Annotated in this window: 17 protein-coding genes; 10 read left to right on the top strand and 7 right to left on the bottom strand. The window is 45.6% G+C overall.

The window, feature by feature from the left end:
* Positions 1-151: 151 nt before the first annotated feature.
* Positions 152-400 (bottom strand): DUF2164 domain-containing protein, encoded by a 249-nt coding sequence (locus OH458_RS11155; RefSeq protein WP_269978392.1) that lies wholly within the window; start codon positions 398-400, stop codon positions 152-154.
* A gap of 103 nt (positions 401-503) precedes the next feature.
* Here OH458_RS11155 and OH458_RS11150 point away from each other — a divergent pair, with 103 nt between their 5' ends.
* From OH458_RS11150 to dcuC, 4 genes are all read left to right on the top strand, one after another.
* The gene (locus OH458_RS11150) at positions 504-1,139 is read left to right on the top strand and encodes a hypothetical protein (protein WP_038136811.1); all 636 of its coding nucleotides are present in this window, start codon (positions 504-506) and stop codon (positions 1,137-1,139) included.
* A 66-nt stretch (positions 1,140-1,205) separates the two neighbouring features.
* The gene (locus tag OH458_RS11145) at positions 1,206-1,994 is read left to right on the top strand and encodes a lipase family protein (protein WP_269978391.1); all 789 of its coding nucleotides are present in this window, start codon (positions 1,206-1,208) and stop codon (positions 1,992-1,994) included.
* Positions 1,995-2,161: 167 nt separating this feature from the next.
* Positions 2,162-2,956 (top strand): EAL domain-containing protein, encoded by a 795-nt coding sequence (locus OH458_RS11140; protein WP_269978390.1) that lies wholly within the window; start codon positions 2,162-2,164, stop codon positions 2,954-2,956.
* 222 nt (positions 2,957-3,178) lie between these two features.
* Entirely contained in the window at positions 3,179-4,546 is a 1,368-nt protein-coding gene (dcuC, locus tag OH458_RS11135) for an anaerobic C4-dicarboxylate transporter DcuC (RefSeq protein ID WP_039624568.1), read from the top strand.
* Positions 4,547-4,596: 50 nt separating this feature from the next.
* Here the strand turns inward: dcuC and OH458_RS11130 are convergent, their stop codons facing one another.
* Positions 4,597-5,229, bottom strand: a complete 633-nt coding sequence (locus OH458_RS11130) for a response regulator (RefSeq protein ID WP_269978389.1) — start codon at positions 5,227-5,229, stop codon at positions 4,597-4,599.
* Positions 5,216-6,949: a nitrate/nitrite two-component system sensor histidine kinase NarQ gene (gene narQ / locus OH458_RS11125; RefSeq protein WP_269978495.1), complete on the bottom strand. Its 1,734-nt coding sequence runs from the start codon at positions 6,947-6,949 to the stop codon at positions 5,216-5,218. Before narQ ends, OH458_RS11130 begins: the two co-directional genes overlap by 14 nt.
* 242 nt (positions 6,950-7,191) lie before the next feature.
* Between narQ and napF the strand changes: the two genes are divergently transcribed.
* From napF to OH458_RS11095, 6 genes are all read left to right on the top strand, one after another.
* A complete protein-coding gene (gene napF, locus OH458_RS11120; RefSeq protein ID WP_269978388.1) occupies positions 7,192-7,668 on the top strand; it encodes a ferredoxin-type protein NapF in 477 nt (158 codons plus the stop codon).
* Positions 7,669-7,688: 20 nt separating this feature from the next.
* Entirely contained in the window at positions 7,689-8,003 is a 315-nt protein-coding gene (locus tag OH458_RS11115; RefSeq protein WP_038136794.1) for a chaperone NapD, read from the top strand.
* Entirely contained in the window at positions 8,000-10,489 is a 2,490-nt protein-coding gene (gene napA, locus OH458_RS11110; RefSeq protein ID WP_269978387.1) for a periplasmic nitrate reductase subunit alpha, read from the top strand. Before OH458_RS11115 ends, napA begins: the two co-directional genes overlap by 4 nt.
* 71 nt (positions 10,490-10,560) lie before the next feature.
* Positions 10,561-11,016 carry a nitrate reductase cytochrome c-type subunit gene (locus OH458_RS11105; RefSeq protein WP_269978386.1) on the top strand — a complete coding sequence of 152 codons (456 nt, stop codon included), beginning with the start codon at positions 10,561-10,563 and terminating at the stop codon, positions 11,014-11,016.
* Between the two features lie 29 nt (positions 11,017-11,045).
* A complete protein-coding gene (locus OH458_RS11100; RefSeq protein ID WP_269978385.1) occupies positions 11,046-11,624 on the top strand; it encodes a NapC/NirT family cytochrome c in 579 nt (192 codons plus the stop codon).
* Between the two features lie 11 nt (positions 11,625-11,635).
* Positions 11,636-11,773 carry a TIGR02808 family protein gene (locus tag OH458_RS11095; protein ID WP_269978384.1) on the top strand — a complete coding sequence of 46 codons (138 nt, stop codon included), beginning with the start codon at positions 11,636-11,638 and terminating at the stop codon, positions 11,771-11,773.
* A 97-nt stretch (positions 11,774-11,870) separates the two neighbouring features.
* On the opposite strand, the gene galE is transcribed toward OH458_RS11095, so the two are convergent.
* The 4 genes from galE to OH458_RS11075 all read right to left on the bottom strand — a co-directional run bounded on the left by galE (position 11,871) and on the right by OH458_RS11075 (position 17,488).
* Positions 11,871-12,887, bottom strand: coding sequence for a UDP-glucose 4-epimerase GalE (gene galE, locus OH458_RS11090; protein WP_269978383.1), 1,017 nt, complete (start codon positions 12,885-12,887; stop codon positions 11,871-11,873).
* A gap of 80 nt (positions 12,888-12,967) precedes the next feature.
* Positions 12,968-14,938 carry a sensor domain-containing diguanylate cyclase gene (locus OH458_RS11085; protein WP_269978382.1) on the bottom strand — a complete coding sequence of 657 codons (1,971 nt, stop codon included), beginning with the start codon at positions 14,936-14,938 and terminating at the stop codon, positions 12,968-12,970.
* Complete coding sequence (locus OH458_RS11080; RefSeq protein ID WP_269978381.1) at positions 14,935-15,426, bottom strand: YfiR family protein; 492 nt, start codon at positions 15,424-15,426, stop codon at positions 14,935-14,937. The genes OH458_RS11085 and OH458_RS11080 overlap by 4 nt, the downstream gene beginning before the upstream one ends.
* The gene (locus OH458_RS11075; RefSeq protein WP_269978380.1) at positions 15,416-17,488 is read right to left on the bottom strand and encodes a TonB-dependent receptor plug domain-containing protein; all 2,073 of its coding nucleotides are present in this window, start codon (positions 17,486-17,488) and stop codon (positions 15,416-15,418) included. The genes OH458_RS11080 and OH458_RS11075 overlap by 11 nt, the downstream gene beginning before the upstream one ends.
* Between the last annotated feature and the right edge of the window lie 119 nt (positions 17,489-17,607).

Here is a 17,607-nt window from a genome sequence, read left to right as displayed (position 1 = left end):
AGTTAAATGAATCTCTTTATCACATGAGAATAGTTATATCCCCTTGTGTGTAACAGATTATTTACCATTATTTACACTGGGGAAATCTCTTACCCTTGATGATCTCGTTCGAAAAATTTGATGGAACGAATTGCGTGATAGAAAAGGCACCTCAATATTGGCTTATCTGTTCTATCTCATAAAGCTCATCAGCAATATCCAGCATCTTTCTCTCCATAATCGCCTGTGCATCTTTTATACCTTGGTTGTAAAAGGTGGCACCAAACTTATCAGAGATAAAATCCAGCAAAAAATCGGCATCAAACTGCCCAATTTCGACATCAAGCTCTTGTTCGAGATAGTCCTGAAGGTCTTTAGCCATCGCTTGTTTTTGTTGTGACGTAAATTCAATCTTAGACATAAACCCCTAACTCTATGCAATATTTTGGACAATAAGTGTAACTGAGTTTATCAACGCCATGTTACTGTAAGCGCGAAAACTGGGACCTAGGGAGAGTGTTGCCTTGTTATTGGATGTGTTGATTCAGAGCGTTAATGAGTTTCAAGCAGATTGCATGAAACTGTGTGAAAAACACTATCCAACCATTCATAATCGCGGAATGAGTGAACATCATTTGGGCTTAGCTTTTGCGCGCCGCCTGTCTAGAACATTAAAAGAGTTCGGCCACAGTTACGATTACCAGTCCCTCGAAACCGCTGCCTCCACTGACTATCCACACCATTATCGGGTCACTTCGGAAGTCGGCACCGTTTGGATTCTTACCTCCCATTTGGTCAGTGCTGGAAACTCATGTAGAAACAAACAGTTTAAAACCATTGCGCAGTGGCAAGCTGAGTATGGCTATGCCGTTCAGCCGAATGATCTTCTATTGCTGTTGACCGATCATTGGATAACTCGAAGCAAACCGAGCCGAGAGCTACTCCATTGGTGGACAGGACAACTACCCGATGAGATAGACGAATACAAGACCCAAGGTATCAGTCTATTTGAGAGCGAATCACAGTTGTCACGAACGTTAGAACAACAATTTGCCCTCAGCCCCTACTACGTAAAGTTTACACACCCGCTTAAACGCTCAAACGATCAACAACTCGTTAGGAAGTACATCCAACTGTTTTCTGTCATCCAACTCAGTTAGTCTGTCACAAATGCGTCACGTAATACTCGCATACTGTTTGCTATGCGCTGACCACTCAAACGCCATGTGAAGAAACTCAAGCGATACCAATACGAAAAATACGCCGTACTCTGCAACCTAGCCTATTCACGGGTGCTAAAACACACGCGCTACGGCTTTGCACCAAAAGGTCAGCGTATTGTCTACAATCGATTCGGCCAACCCATGATGCGCGTTTTATGGAAAAACGATCATGATGAAGTGATCGTCGTCATTAAAGGCTCCCACAACCCGAAAGATTGGTTACTCAATCTGCATTTGTGGCAACGCAAGGCCCACTGTTTGAAGCTTAACTATCCCGTTCATTCTGGCTACCTGCAACAAATTACCCAACCGAGTATCGCTAAACATGGCCACTCTCCCCATCCGCTAAATGTTTACCAAGCACTGTCCAACATTTTGCAGCCTCTATTAGAAAACGGAAAGCGCGTTACCTTTACTGGGCATTCTTCCGGGGGGGCGATCGCCTGTATTTTGGCTGATGCGCTCGAAAAACAGCGTGCGAAATCGGTCAAGCGTGTGGTCACCTTTGGTCAGCCAGCATTTGGCGGCTTCATGATGAAAAAGCAGTACTCATTGAGCCACAAGACGTATCGAATTTGTTGTGATCTCGATATCGTGACATTCCTTCCACCTCTACCAGGCGTATACCTGCATGTGGGTAAACAATTGTGGCTCTACAATGGTAAGATTTATGAGAACACACCGACGCTGATTCGTTTAGGTCGTTCTGTTGCATCTTGGGTAGTAAGACCGTTTTCTTATCATCTAATGTCAAAGTACATTCGCAACAAAGATTTCTTCGATGAACGCTAGCCGTGGTCGTTTGACTATTTAATGTCTTGAACACTGTTTCCAGTGCGAGGAGCGCTGTAGATAAGGCAAGAAACTGAAGAAAGAATTGACAAATTTACGACATTGTCAATATTATGTCGAGCGACACGCATTATGTCATACGATAAGGGACCGAGGTCTGCTGTTTAATGATTCTCACAAGCAAAAGTCAATTCCAACACTGCTTAGAAACGACCGCCGAGCACCAGTTTATCGCAAACTATAACGGGCTCACTCTCTCGAGTGTTTATCAGCCGATTTTTGACATCAATGAGTACATAGTCGGCGTTGAAGCTTTAGTCCGAATCAAAGATGCCAACGGCAACCCTATCCGACCTGACCACTTCTTTTGCTCTGATACCTTTTGCGACGAAGACAAGATCAATGTTGAACGCCTAAGCCGCGTTATCCATCTTCGCAACTTTGCTCAGTCCGATTTCCGCCATAAGCAGCTATTTCTCAATGTATTGCCTATTGCCGGAGAGAGGCTAGCGACAGAAGATCTTAAAAACGGTTTGCTCGCGAGCCGAATTCAACACCTAGGGCTTAAAAACTCTCAAATCGTTATGGAGCTCATCGAACTCGATTGTGAAAATCTGCGCTATTTGGAAACGGCGATGGAAAAGCTCAACCAAAATGGGTTCAATGTCGCCATTGATGATTTTGGCGTGAATGCGTCTACCGAAGCGCGTGTGCTTCAAGTAAAACCGCACATATTAAAAATGGATCGATCACTGCTCCTACAGTATTGTTCTGGTGATCACGCCCCACTACTCAGTGCCTTACACCTTGCGAAACGTATTGGTGCCCAAACCGTGATTGAAGGTATCGAAACTGCGCAGCAATTAAACGCGATGCGCGCACTTAACATTGACCTTTACCAAGGCTTTCACCTAGCGATGCCAGTCATGTTACCCGCCAAGATTGTTGTACCTTCTAATTAACGCTCTCTTCCATCGATTTCAGACAGCAAAGCAGCGTTTTAGTAACATCTAACAAACAATAACAATACAGTTATTATGTCCACTATTTTTACTTTTATTAATTTATTGTTCTAGATCATGAGCACTAGAAGTTGCACTCGTACTGATTAGCGAATTTTTGTACATTGCTGTTCACAGTTTGAAACAGTTTTATACAAATCCAACAATACTAGGGTGATTACTATGCTGGAGCTTCTCATTGGCTTAGCGGTTACAGTGGCTGTCGGTTACTTTATCGTTAAAGGCTACAAGCCTGCAGGTGTACTTCTAACTGCCGGTTTAATTCTTCTTATTCTTACAGGTTTACTCGGACATACCGTTCTCCCTGCTAAAATCGCGTCGACCGGCAATATGGTCACGGATTCACTGGAGTATGTGAAATACATGCTTCAATATCGTGGTGGCGGTTTGGGTATGCAAATCATGTTGCTTTGTGGATTCGCATCCTACATGACTCACATTGGCGCAAACAATGTCGTTGTTAAACAGTTTTCCAAGCCGTTGTCAGTCATCAAATCACCTTATGTACTGCTTGTTGCCGCTTACATTGTCGCTTGTTTGATGTCTCTTGCGGTCAGTTCAGCGACTGGGCTTGGTGTCTTATTAATGGCAACCCTGTTCCCGATGATGACGGCAATGGGAATTTCACGCCCTGCGGCTGTTGCTGTGTGCGCCTCTCCAGCGGCTATTATCTTATCTCCTACCTCTGGTGACGTGGTGATTGCCGCTGAAAAATCAGGGTTAGATTTAGATGTCTTCGCGGTACAAACCGTTCTACCTGTGTCGATCTGCGCGATTATCGTCATGGCTGCTGCGGCATTCTTCTGGAACAAATACCTAGATAAAAAAGACAACTCGCCAATGGAACGCGTGGATGTGTCAGCAATCGAAGTAAAAGCACCGGCCTATTACGCGGTTTTACCTTTCTTGCCAATCGTCGGAGTATTTCTTTTCAATGGTCGTACGATTGAAGGTTTAAAGCTCGATATTTACACCATTGTCGTGTTGTCGATTTTCCTCGGTGCCTTGGTAGACTTTGTCACTAAGCGCTTCAAGGGCAAGGAAACACTCGAAGATTTAGAGTCTTGTTATGAAGGGATGGCCGATGCGTTTAAAGGCGTTGTCATGCTATTGGTAGCGGCTGGGGTGTTTGCTCAAGGTCTAATGTCGATTGGCGCAATTGATAACTTGCTTCACCTTGCGGAAACGGCTGGCGCAGGTGGCATTGCACTGATGCTCATCTTGACTGGCTTAACGGTTGCTGCTGCTATTGCAACTGGCTCTGGCAACGCGCCATTCTATGCGTTTGTTGAGCTTGCGCCTGCGCTAGCCGCTAAGATGGGATTAAACCCAGCGTTTTTGATTATCCCGATGCTTCAAGCCTCTAACCTTGGTCGCACCGTTTCTCCTGTGTCAGGCGTTGTGGTTGCGACGTCGGGAATGGGCAAAATAAGCCCGTTTGAGGTGGTAAAACGAACTTCGGTCCCAGTACTGTGTGGCTTGATCACCGTGATCTTTGGCACACTCGTATTGGTACCAATGACCGCATAATCCTTATTGCAGTATAAAGGGCGCTCGATGCGCCCTTTTGTGTTTAATGGCTATTTTATTTCGCCGTAGCGCTCTAAGTACATAACAGTAGCTGCCGTACGCGATGGTACGCTCAACTTTTTGAGCAAGCTTTTCATATGAACTTTGACCGTAGATTCAGAAATGAACAGCGTGTCAGCAATCTGCTTGTTTCGATACCCTTTCGCCACTTCTTTTAAAATTTGCATCTCACGATCCGTTAACTCGTCAAAGACATCGGTGCTATTTTCACGATCAGCAAGATACTTGGCGACCTCTTTGCTATACGTTTTGTTACCACGTAACGACAATTTTAGTAATTTGACTAGCTCATCAGGTTCGGTATCTTTTAGCAAGTAGCCATCTGCTCCCGCTTTAACAATGGCTTCAATATCCGCGGGGCTATCTGACACCGTTAAAATAACGATGGTAGCGTCACAGCCATCAGCACGAAGAGCGTTCAAGGTATCTAAGCCAGACATGCCTTTCATATTCAAATCAAGTAGCACAAGATCGGGTTTGCACTCGTGGTTTTTCGCCACGGCATCGGCACCATTACTCGCTTCTGCGACGACGTCAAATTCGTCCTCAAAGCTAAGTAGTTGATGGATTCCTCGCCTCATGAGTGGATGGTCATCCACAAGTAATACTCTACATTCGGTCAATGTTTGGTTCCTTAGTTTTCGGATATTCTAACAATACTTCACAGCCTTGATTGGCTTGACTCGTTACCGCGAGCGTGCCACAAAGGCGAGACGCTCGCTCGTGCATAATACTCATGCCATAGTGATTCAACTTCTCAACCGATTGATCGAACCCTTGTCCATCGTCAAGGATGGATACGACAACTTTAGTCTCTGTCTCATGACACTGAATAGTAATATTTTTCGCATTTGCGTGTTTGATTGCGTTGATGGTGGCTTCCCTGATCAACTGCAACAAATGAACCTGTTGATTGGCATCGAGCTCAATGGACGATAATTCATTGATCAACTTAATCTCAGCGTTAGTTTGCTCCGCCAGTTGCTCTGTCATTTCCGTTAATGCGTGGCCAAAACTGCCTTCTTTGATTGTCAGCCTAAAGGTGGTGAGCAACTCCCGTAACTGAGTATAAGCCGCAGATAGACCAGTATCGAGATCAGCGAGGATTGGCGTTGTTTTTTCCAATTGATGTGACTCCGGCAGTTTTGCCATGCTCCGTTTAAGCAATGATACTTGAATCTTTAGATAGGAAAGAGATTGAGCAAGCGAATCATGCAGCTCTCTTGCGATCGTGGCACGCTCTTCCATCAACAATAGCTGCTCAGCTTGACGTTGAGCCTGGTTATAATAGACGGCACGCGACAGTATCTGAACAAAGTTGTCAATCAAAGCTTGATCTGGGCACGGTAGCGCGATTTTCCAATACAAGGTCCCGAGTTCAACGCCATCTAATGATAACGCCTTGCTCTGACAAGAATTCTCGCAGCCACTGCACGCTTCACCTTGAGTCAACACAAGCGGTCGCTCCCCCTCAGCAGTAATCTCGAGTTTCACAGCACTGATCCCTTCAAGACTGACAATATGAGCTAGAATCGCTTCGAAATTGTCCTGACCAATTCGCGATGCGGTGAGTTCTTGGGAAGATTTGTAAAGTACTTTGAGCGAGTCGTTGGCGTGTTGCAATTTTTGGGTCTTTTCATTGACCGCTTTTTCAAGTCCGCGATAGAGCTTTCCAAGATCCGCTGCCATCGTATTAAACGTACGCGTTAAAATTCCCATTTCGTTATCGCTAGAGACATTCAGTTCTACATCAAATGATCGTGATTTAATTTGCTCACTGGCGTGCACCAGTGCATTTAACGGACGAACAATCTGCTTGCGAATGTAATGAACGACAAACAAACTGACGATCAGAATGCCACCCAGCCCTAACCCGCCGACCCAAGCAAGTTTGATCAATTTCTGTTCAGAAAAATTCTGCAACTTAAAGACGAACGCATCGATCTGGTTAACGAAGCCTTCCACCAGCACAAGATAGCGCTCTCGTTCTTGGCTTTTTAGTACCTGTTTAAGCTCATGCCAACGCATGATTAAGCTGTAGTAATCATGGGTGATATCACTCGGGACGGTCCAGCCTTGCAGCGCCTTCATCGAGGGCGAATAGATTGAACGTTCAAACATCTGAATATGGGAAGGATAATCGACAGACTGGGTTTGAATATCATGGGCTAAACGATAACTCTGCATACGCATCGAGCCCGCCACGTTCACGGCTTCCGCGTCATTGAGACTTGAGGCTAAGGTAATGATCGCAAAACTCGTCGTCGCAACAGACAAAGCCAAGATCAGTCCCATCGCCTTGGCAACGGTTCTCGTCACCGAGTTTTTCACACTTTTAAACACTCTTTCACCGTTTGGAAGGCTTTGAACAATCACAAATTCTTCCCATATCTTAACTCACACGCCCAATATGTGATCAAACCTGCTGGAATTTATTGATCTGAAACAAGAACCCATAGCGATTAACCCCTAAGGGGTATTTATACAAATATGTCAAAACCTACAATTTATATGTCGGTAAATGACAGCTTATTAACAAACTTCTGAGCTGGGCTTATTTCAGAACATACTGGTCGGGAGCATTCGTGGTCGATTTAGCAAAACGTCGTTTTTTCTCTAGAACTAAAGTTGACGATTCAATGATTCGTTTACCTTGGGTTAAGGAAAGCGTCCGTTTTACCGATTTGTGCACCCGATGCGGCAAGTGTGAACAAGCGTGTGAAACAAGCATCATTCGAAAAGGCGATGGCGGGTTCCCTACCGTCGACTTTTCAATCGATGAATGCACATTCTGCTATCAATGCGCAGAAGTCTGCCCTGAACCGATTTTTCTATCCAAAGAAGATAGACCGTGGAATGCAAACGCGACCATCAATGAAAGTTGTTTGGCGCACCAAAATGTCGAATGCCGAAGCTGTGGAGATATGTGCGAGACCATGGCTATTAAATTCAAAATCGAAATTGGCAAAGTCGCACAACCCAACATCGAGCTTGATGATTGTACAGGCTGCGGAGCATGTGTCTCTGTTTGCCCAACATCATCAATCATTGTGAGCAATTAGAACAACAACGGAAACATTGTATGTCACTTAACGAAGTGCACATTTCTAGCCTAGTCGTACACTGCGCGCCAGAACACCTTAGCCAGGTGAAGTCACAAATAGAGCAGAACGACAACGCAGAGATTTATGGTGATAGCCCTGAAGGGAAAATCGTGGTGGTTTTGGAGACCGAGAATCAAGGCTTCATCACCGATACCATTGAGACCATAAACAACCTACCTAACGTATTGAGCACCGCCCTCGTCTACCACCAGATCGAAACTGGGTTAGAAGACGAAGACACGGACAATAACAACACTGGAACCAACTATTCCCAAATCGAGGGTGAAGTATGAAGATGACAAGACGCGCGTTTGTGAAAGCAAACGCAGCAGCATCAGCCGCCGCTGTCGCAGGTATCACTCTACCAGCATCAGCGACCAATCTGATCGCAAGCAAAGACCAAACAAAAATTACGTGGGACAAAGCACCTTGTCGCTTCTGTGGTACAGGCTGTTCAGTTCTTGTTGGCACTCAAAACGGTAAAGTGGTCGCGACGCAAGGCGACCCTGAAGCACCTGTGAACAAGGGGCTTAACTGTATTAAGGGTTACTTCCTTTCAAAAATCATGTACGGGCAAGACCGTTTGACTCAGCCCCTTCTTCGTATGAAAGATGGCAAATACGACAAAGAAGGTGAATTCACGCCAGTTTCTTGGGACGTCGCTTTTGACACTATGGCCGAGAAATGGAAAGAAGCGCTGAAAAAGCAAGGTCCTTCAGGTGTAGGCATGTTTGGCTCTGGCCAATGGACAGTCATGGAAGGTTACGCGGCCGCTAAAATGATGAAAGCAGGTTTCCGTTCAAACAACATCGACCCTAACGCTCGCCACTGTATGGCATCTGCGGTAGGTGCTTTCATGCGTACGTTTGGTATTGATGAGCCGATGGGTTGTTATGATGACTTCGAAGCTGCCGATTCTTTCGTGCTTTGGGGTTCAAACATGGCAGAAATGCACCCTGTCTTGTGGACACGTATTACAGATCGTCGCCTCAGCCACCCACATGTTAAAGTCAATGTTCTATCGACTTACTACCACCGCTCTTTTGAATTGGCAGATGAAGGCTACATTTTCGAGCCGCAAACCGACTTGGTAATCGCTAACTTCATTGCAAATTACATCATCGAGAATGATGCGGTTAACTGGGACTTCGTTAACAAACACACCAACTTCAAACAAACCGCGACCGACATTGGCTACGGGCTGCGTGACGATGACCCACTGCAAAAAACAGCGGCGAACCCGAACTCAGGAAAAATGTCTTCGATCTCTTTTGAAGAGTACAAAAAGTCAGTTGCACCGTACACACTAGAAAAAGCATCTGAAATGTCAGGTGTATCTAAAGAGAAACTGATCGAACTTGCTAAGCAGTATGCCGATCCAAATACTAAAGTTATGTCTCTTTGGACTATGGGTATGAACCAACATACTCGTGGCGTGTGGATGAACAGCTTAATCTACAACATCCACCTACTAACAGGTAAAATCGCGACTCCGGGTAACAGCCCATTCTCATTAACGGGTCAGCCTTCAGCGTGTGGTACTGCCCGTGAAGTGGGTACCTTTGCTCACCGCTTACCTGCGGATATGGTCGTCGCTAACCCTAAACACCGTAAGATCGCTGAAGGTATTTGGAACATCCCAGATGGTGTTATTCCTCCTAAACCAGGTTACCACGCAGTTCTTCAAGACCGCATGCTCAAAGACGGCAAGCTAAACGCTTACTGGGTAATGTGTAACAACAACATGCAAGCGGGTCCAAACATCAATGGTGAGCGTCTGCCAGGTTACCGCAACCCAGAAAACTTTATCGTTTGTTCTGATCCATACCCAACAGCGACCGCGCAAGCTGCAGACTTAGTCCTTCCTACAGCCATGTGGATCGAAAAAGAAGGCGCCTACGGTAATGCTGAACGCCGTACTCAAGCATGGTATCAACAAGTTGGTACTGTCGGAGAGGCAAAATCTGACTTATGGCAAGTGATGGAATTCTCTAAACGCTTCAAAATGGAAGAAGTTTGGACCGAAGAACAACTAGCGGCAGCGCCTCAATACCGTGGTAAAACCATGTATGACATGCTATTCGCAAATGGTGTAATCAACAAATACCCAATCGAAGAAGCACGCGAGCTAAACGATGACGCTCATCACTTCGGCTACTACGTTCAAAAAGGTCTATTTGAAGAATATGCAGAGTTTGGTCGTGGACATGGTCACGATTTAGCACCTTACGATGTATACCATCAAGTACGTGGCTTACGTTGGCCAGTCGTTGATGGCAAAGAGACGCTTTGGCGCTACAAAGAAGGCTCAGATCCATATGCGAAAGCGGGTTCTGGTTGGGACTTCTATGGTAAGCCAGATGGTAAAGCGCTTATTATCTCAGCTCCTTATGAAGCTCCACCGGAAGCTCCGGATTCTGAGTACGATATGTGGCTATGTACTGGTCGTGTTCTTGAGCACTGGCACACTGGCACCATGACTCGCCGCGTACCTGAGCTATACAAGGCAGTACCAGATGCAGTGGTCTACATGCACCCAGCTGATGCGAAAAAACGTGGCGTTCGCCGTGGTGAAGAAGTACTGATTGCAAACAAACGTGGTGAAGTTCGTGTTCGTGTTGAAACACGTGGTCGTAACCGTCCACCTGAAGGCTTGGTATTCGTACCATTCTTTGATGCTCGCATCTTGATCAACAAACTGATCCTAGACGCTACTGACCCGCTGTCTAAACAGACAGACTTTAAGAAGTGTCCAGTTAAGATCACCAAGATCGCTTAATTATCAGAGCTTGGCTGCCTAACTATTGGCAGCCACATCTAAGAATTTAGCCATTAGGCGGAGATAAAATAATGAAAAAATTTCTGATTGCACTGTTATCTGTGGGCGCACTTGTGAGCGGTGTTGCGGTAGCAGAACTTGATAATCCAGGTGGTATCGGCGGTTTGGAGTCGCTACGTGGAGCGAGCGAGCTTGAATCTACGCGTCCTGCGGATGAGTTTAAAAAGTATCCAAAGGAGCAAGTTCTCGACAGCAGCTTTGTCTATCAACCACCGTTGATCCCTCATAGCATTCGTAACTATGAAGTGTCTCTCAATGCCAACAAGTGTCTTGCCTGCCACAGCTGGAAAAATGCCAAAGAGATGGGCGCAACCAAAATCAGTGTAACGCACTATGTGAACCGTGAAGATGCGGTGCTGGCAGACATGTCTCCTCGTCGTTACTTCTGTCTACAATGTCACGTCCCTCAAGCGAATGCTCAGCCATTGATTGAGAACGAATTCAAAAGCGTAGACTCGCTTAAATAAGCGGTTCGAGAGTAATTAAGAGGCTGCATATGAAAATACTAAAAGCGTTTTGGAAGAGACTGACGAGCCCAAGTAAAGCTGCCGTAGGTGTGGTTTTGTTTATGGGCTTCGCTGGTGGTCTTCTATTCTGGGGCGCATTCAATACCGGTATGGAAGCAACCAACACCGAAGAGTTCTGTTCGGGCTGTCACGCGCCGATCGTTGCGGAAATACAAGAAACCATTCACTACTCTAACCGCTCTGGTGTTCGAGCAATCTGTTCTGACTGTCACGTACCACATGAATGGACAGATAAGATTGTACGTAAAGTTCAGGCATCAAAAGAGCTGTATGCTCATTTCATTGCCAAAACGATCGATACGCCTGAGAAATTTCAAGAGCGCCGTGCTCATCTAGCTGAACGCGAATGGGCTCGATTGAAGAAAAATGACTCGTTGGAATGTCGTAACTGTCACGAGTTCGAATACATGGACTTCTCAGAGCAAAGTTCTCGTAGTGCCAAACAACACTCTACTGCCCTAGCATCTGGCGAAAAGACTTGTGTAGATTGCCACAAAGGTATTGCACACAAACTGCCAGACATGCATGGCGTTGAAGGCTGGCAATAAGGAGACAGACAATGAGTACATTAGAATCCGTTATCTGGCACATCCTCGGTTATGGAGCAATGCCTTTCATCATCTTATCTGGCTTCGCGGTCGTCGCTGCAATCTCTATATGGCTACTATCGCTTGGCAAAGATAAGGGAGTCGATTGATTAAGACTTCCTGACGCTGACACAATTTTTGCCTATTTTGTATCACGCGTAAAAAAGCCACCGCAGTTGCGGTGGCTTTCTTGTATCTAAAGCAAAATCAGACTTCAGGATAGCCTTGCGGGTTGTTTGATTGCCAACGCCACGTATCAGAGGTCATCTCCTCTAATGAGCGGGTTGCTTTCCAGTCCAACTCTTTCATCGCTTTCGCTGGATCTGCCCAACATTCTGCAATGTCACCTGGTCGACGTTCAACAATTTTATAAGGTACTGGTTTGCCTGACGCTTGTTCAAACGCTTTCACCATCTCCAGTACACTTGACCCGTTGCCAGTACCCAAGTTGTAGATGTGCAGACCTGACTTATCACCCACTTTTTGTAACGCGGCAATATGACCATCAGAGAGATCCATGACATGGATGTAGTCACGCACGCCTGTGCCATCTACGGTTGGATAATCATTACCAAACACTGATAAGTACTCGCGCCGACCGACCGCGACTTGCGAAACAAACGGCATCAAATTATTCGGAATGCCTTGCGGGTCCTCACCCAACTCACCGGTAGGGTGTGAACCAACAGGGTTGAAGTAACGAAGCAGAGTAATACTCCAATCTGGATTTGCTTTTTGAAAATCCGTTAAACACTCTTCCACCATCAGTTTACTGCGGCCGTAAGGGTTCGTTGCACTAGTTGGGAAATCTTCCGTAATTGGCACAGAAGCAGGATCGCCATAAACCGTCGCTGAAGAGGAAAATACCAAGGTTTTCACGCCCACTTCTCGCATTGCGTCGACTAAGACCAGCGTACCGTTTACGTTGTTGTCATAGTACTCAAGCGGCTTTTCAACCGACTCGCCCACCGCTTTTAAACCCGCAAAGTGAATCACCGCTTGAATATTGTGTTGCTTAAGCACCTCTATCAAAAGCGCTTTGTCTCGAATATCACCTTGGATAAACTCAGGTTTTACCCCTGACACTTTTTCAATACGCTCGAGAACGGAAGACTTGCTGTTGTACAAGTTGTCGAAGAGAACGGGAGTCATACCCGCGTGAATCATTTGAATCGAAGTATGACTGCCAATGTAGCCCATACCGCCGGTAACCAAGACGTTCATGCTTATAACCTTTTGAATAATTTGGCGTAAATGTTATCGGACTTGAGAACGAAAATACAGCTCAAACTTGAGACTTAATTTCATTCGGTTTCGCTCAATACAAATTGTCCTTTGCCCAAACTTTTCGCCTGATACATGGCGGTATCCGCCGCTCTAATTAACTGATCCATCGGGATATCGCGCTGCTCAATATAGTGAACACCGATACTCACACCTACATTGAGAACTCGCCCACGATAGACAATATCCTGCTTAATAAGCGAAATGAGACGCTGCGCCAAAACAGTGATACTGCTGCGGTCGGTTGATGTCAGGAGTACCACGAACTCATCACCAGATAAACGGGCGACTAAGTCCTGACTTCTCACTTGAGACAGTAAACGTTCAGCCACCTGCTTTAACACCTCATCACCCGCGTCGTGGCCATAAGTGTCATTAACCTGTTTAAAACCATCAAGATCGAGATAAAGTAGTGCTAAGCCATTTTTGGCCTCACGTTCATCTTTCAAAGAATCATCTAAGACACGATACAAATGAGCACGGTTGGCTAACCCTGTCAGAGAGTCATGGTGAGCAAGGTATTCTAAGCGTTCCATTTCTTTAACACTGGAAAGATCGGACAAGATGTACACATAATCACAACGCGATTCGTCCTCGCTGTTGTAGATACAAGAGACCTTAACGAACATTGGTACATTATGACCAAATAAGTGTTTTTCCCAGATTTCACCCTGCCATTGACCATACTGCATCACGGACTCTTTAATTGTTGGCATAAGCGAACGGAACTGTTGCCATTCCAACGTTTCTTCAGGCTTCTTACCCAACAGTGCTTCTTGAGTGTAACCCAGTAATCGGGTCACCGATGGGTTGACCATGGTGATAACGTCATCTTGATCCGTGACCATCAAACCATCTTGGCTGTTCTCAAACACACCCGCAGCTAAACGTTGGCGACTGAGCGCTGCATCCACTTCGGTAATATCTTGAATGGCGAACAGTATCTGCCCCGCTTTTGTCAGCTTGGTACAGCTGATTTGTAGCAATTGATACTGCTTAAACACATCTCGAATCCAGATTTTTCTATCGGTAAATTCCAGCCCGCGATAAATTGCCTCTCGTACGACGTTTGCCTCTTCACTTTCAACCAGATCTTCAAGGTTCGCACCCTTTAGGAAGGCACTCGTGCATCGAAATACACTGCACGTTGCGCCATTAAAATGCATGATTTCGCCTTTATTGTTGACGACCACTAACGCATGTTTGACCGTCTCAACAACTTCATTAGCAAATGATTTCTCTTCTTCTAGCTTATCTAAAGTGTAAGCAACTTGTTGTTCACGTTGGCTAAGTCTATCGAGCATGGTGTTGAACGCTCGAACCAAATCACCAATTTCATCATTGGCGGCTGGCGCGACATTGAAGTCTCGCTGCTTGCGGTTGATAAACGCATTCATCGCTAAATTCAGGTTATAAACCGGCCCCACAATGAACTTATCGACCGTCATATAAAGGACGATCCCCGAGCAGATAAGAAACACTAAGAATACGAATCCGTTACTTAATGCGGAGTTATATAAGGATTGGAAAGACGCTTTAGAGACGATAAGTCGTAATTGAGCAATGGTTTCCCCTTCCATATCAACGGGAATCAAAATGAAGATGTACTCGTCGCCGATAGCAAACTTATGTTCACGAATTTGAGTACGCTCTTTTTCATTTGGAACAGGAGCCGCGCTTCCTTCACGTTCGTACATGGCAAACAACTGTCCGTTTGCGGTATACAGCTTCACCCTGACAATCTCTTCATCAGCGGAAAACGCATCTAGAACCTGATTGGCGCTGTAGCTATCGTTGAACAAAATTGCCGCTTGAAGGTTATACGCCACCCCTTTTGCAAGTACGCTAACGCGATCAATCAAATTATCCTTTTGAGTTTCAAAGGCACTGTAAAGCGCATACCCTTGTGAAGAGAAGAAAATAAGGCCAGTAAAGATCACGATCGGCAGAATAAGCTTGGTTTTCAGCGACATATTGTGGAGAAGTTTCATTGCTTACCTCCAACAATCTCAGCGACCCTTAAAAAGTTAGCCGACAGCGTGTACTCGCCGACGTTTTCTAAATTCACTCTTGGCTTAATTCGTCCACCTAGCGTACTAAGTTCAACCACCCCTCCAAGCTCAGTAAAACTTTGAATATCGCTGATTGAAATCGTGCGGTTAGGGTTCAGTTTAATCAGGTCTAAGCTCTCTTTTTTGGTGATGTATAAAACGTCGCACCCCGAGTTAGAAATATTCAGCGGTTTATTTCGAATCAACTTGTCTTTCGTTATATCCGTCAGTATGTCACGCACTTCCTCATCATCAGGAGCACAAATACTGATTTCGTTCATCTGCTCGTCAGCGCCCCAAAACACAAAGCTGGCAATACGATAGATGTATACAGCTTTAACCTGCTCCGGGGTGAACTTGGCGTTTGCCAGAGGAGAAACGAAGGCGGCAGCGAGGCAGGCAGTTGTCACCCAACGTCTAAAATTCATGGGATAGCCTCACATAAGCCAACTGCTCATTTGGATAGAGACTCCAAGAATCGTAGATTTCGTTGGCAAACATTTTTTGCACCACCAGCTCGACAAGCGGAGCGCTGTCGTTTTTACGCCAGCCCAAACGGGTATCCAAGGTCACATGAGGCGTGACATCATCCAGCGTTACACGGCCGGGTATGTCGTAATCAGACCTCATTTCGTCAGTGTAACGGGTATTGTTATACTTCAGGGCGAAATCCCATTGCCAATTCTTGTTAATCGACCATAACGTTTGCAAGGTGGCAAGATGCTGGCTTGGTAGTGACAGCGAACTTTCATTGCCGCCGTTCGAATAGGTTCCTTTGTCCCAATCGGCGTCAACACGTAGATAACTGTAGGTGGCATAGAAGCTCAAATTGTCCGCCGCTTGATAATGCGCAGCGAGCTCTATACCCGAGGTTGTCGCTTGATAATCATCAGAGACAAAGCAAAACCAAAGATGTTCATACCCTTGATAGACCAGAGAATCAAAGCAGTCATTACCGCGAATGTTGTCGTAGCGGCTGTAAAAAACCATGCCGTCCAACTCAACACGCTCGGACGGCATATAGCGATACCCTAGCTCACCCGTCCAAACTGACTCATTCTTTAGCTTTTCATTTGGCAGCGTCAGGTAAGTGGAACCATACGGAGTGTCACCGTACCATTCAATGTAGGATTGTTGATAAATGGAGTTTGAGTCCATATAAGACGGCGTAACAACCGCTCTACCAATGCCAGTCCAAAAACGGTGCGCATCGCTAGGAGTGTAAAGCAACCTGATCTGTGGTGACAGCTCAAAGGTTTTGTTCTGCTCAAAGTATTCGCCTTTTACACCAAGAACACTGCTCAACTGGTCAGATATTTGGTAAGTGGACTGGGCAAAAACGTTCGCAATGTAGTCATTGGCTTTATCGATGTCGTAACTGCGAGAGTAACCTGCGAGAGTGAATAAATCCGCGTCCTGCCAGCTTTCCGTAAACCTTAAGCCAACATAACGTAAGCCGATTCCTGCGATAAGATCATGTTTGGCGCTCAAAGCTGTCGAGTAGTTAGATTCGAGATCTACAGTCGTGTATTCACCAGGCGCATCAGGGGATTCATCTTTCACGTGATCAACCCAAAAGCTGGTATTAATCAAGCTCGATGAATCTAACTGCTTTTGATGATTGAGCTGAACATAGGCGCTATCCACTTGAATACGCTCGTTATCAAACGTAATGGTAACGGGCTGATTGTACGGATCATTTCTATCATAGGCGACAGTCCAAACCTCTGAATCATGCGCGAGTTTGGTGCCGCCCACTCTAAATTGCCAAGAGGAATCGGTCAGTTTCCGACTCACTTCTATCCCCGCCGTGTCCGTTTTCCACTTAGACGCTGAATTATTCAAATAGCTTGGGTTGCTTTTGGACTTATAAAACGCGCGCGCGTACAAATCTTCATCCAATTTCAAGCCATGACGGAGCGAATAATCATAAGCATTGTAGCGACCCGCTGTTCCGGTCATGTAGGTGCCCTGAGTATCTTGAGCTGATTTGGTGATGATGTTAACAACGCCATTCGCCGCATTACCGCCCCAGATCGCTCCACTCGCGCCTCTGATCACTTCGATACGCTCGATGTCTGCCAAAATATAGTCGAGAGCACTCCAGTACACGCCACCATAGACTGGGCTATAGACACTTCGCCCATCCACCATGACCAGCATTTTGTTGTACAAGCCATCATGAAAACCCCGTGATGAAACGTGATAGGTGTTTTCGTTCCATTTAGTGACGTACATACCGGGAACCAGAGCAAGGGCTTCTTGGATATTGGTCGCCCCACTACGTTGAATTCGTTCGCTTGATAACACGTAGACAGACGCAGGGACATCTGACACTTTCTGTGAGAATTTAGAGGCAGTTTCTACAGCAACATCCAACATCGACAACTCTTCTAAACTCATTGACATAAGTTCGTCCAAATTGTCATCCGCGAATACGGCGCATCCTGCGAGAGAGAGAGAAGTAAAAAGAATCGAGCGCTTGTACATCTAAGTTCCTTGCTATATTAGCAGTCTATATTATTTCACTTATCAGTAAAGATTCATATTTAGAAGCCTATGTTTTTGCTAAGTTGTTGATCAAATAATGAAACTGATCACTGTTTAAA

This window comes from Vibrio sp. MarTm2 (genome assembly GCF_027587055.1).
Taxonomy (GTDB): domain Bacteria; phylum Pseudomonadota; class Gammaproteobacteria; order Enterobacterales; family Vibrionaceae; genus Vibrio; species Vibrio sinaloensis_D.
The sequence above is the reverse complement of the archived record's forward strand: the minus strand, read 5'-3'. Positions and strand labels throughout refer to the sequence as shown.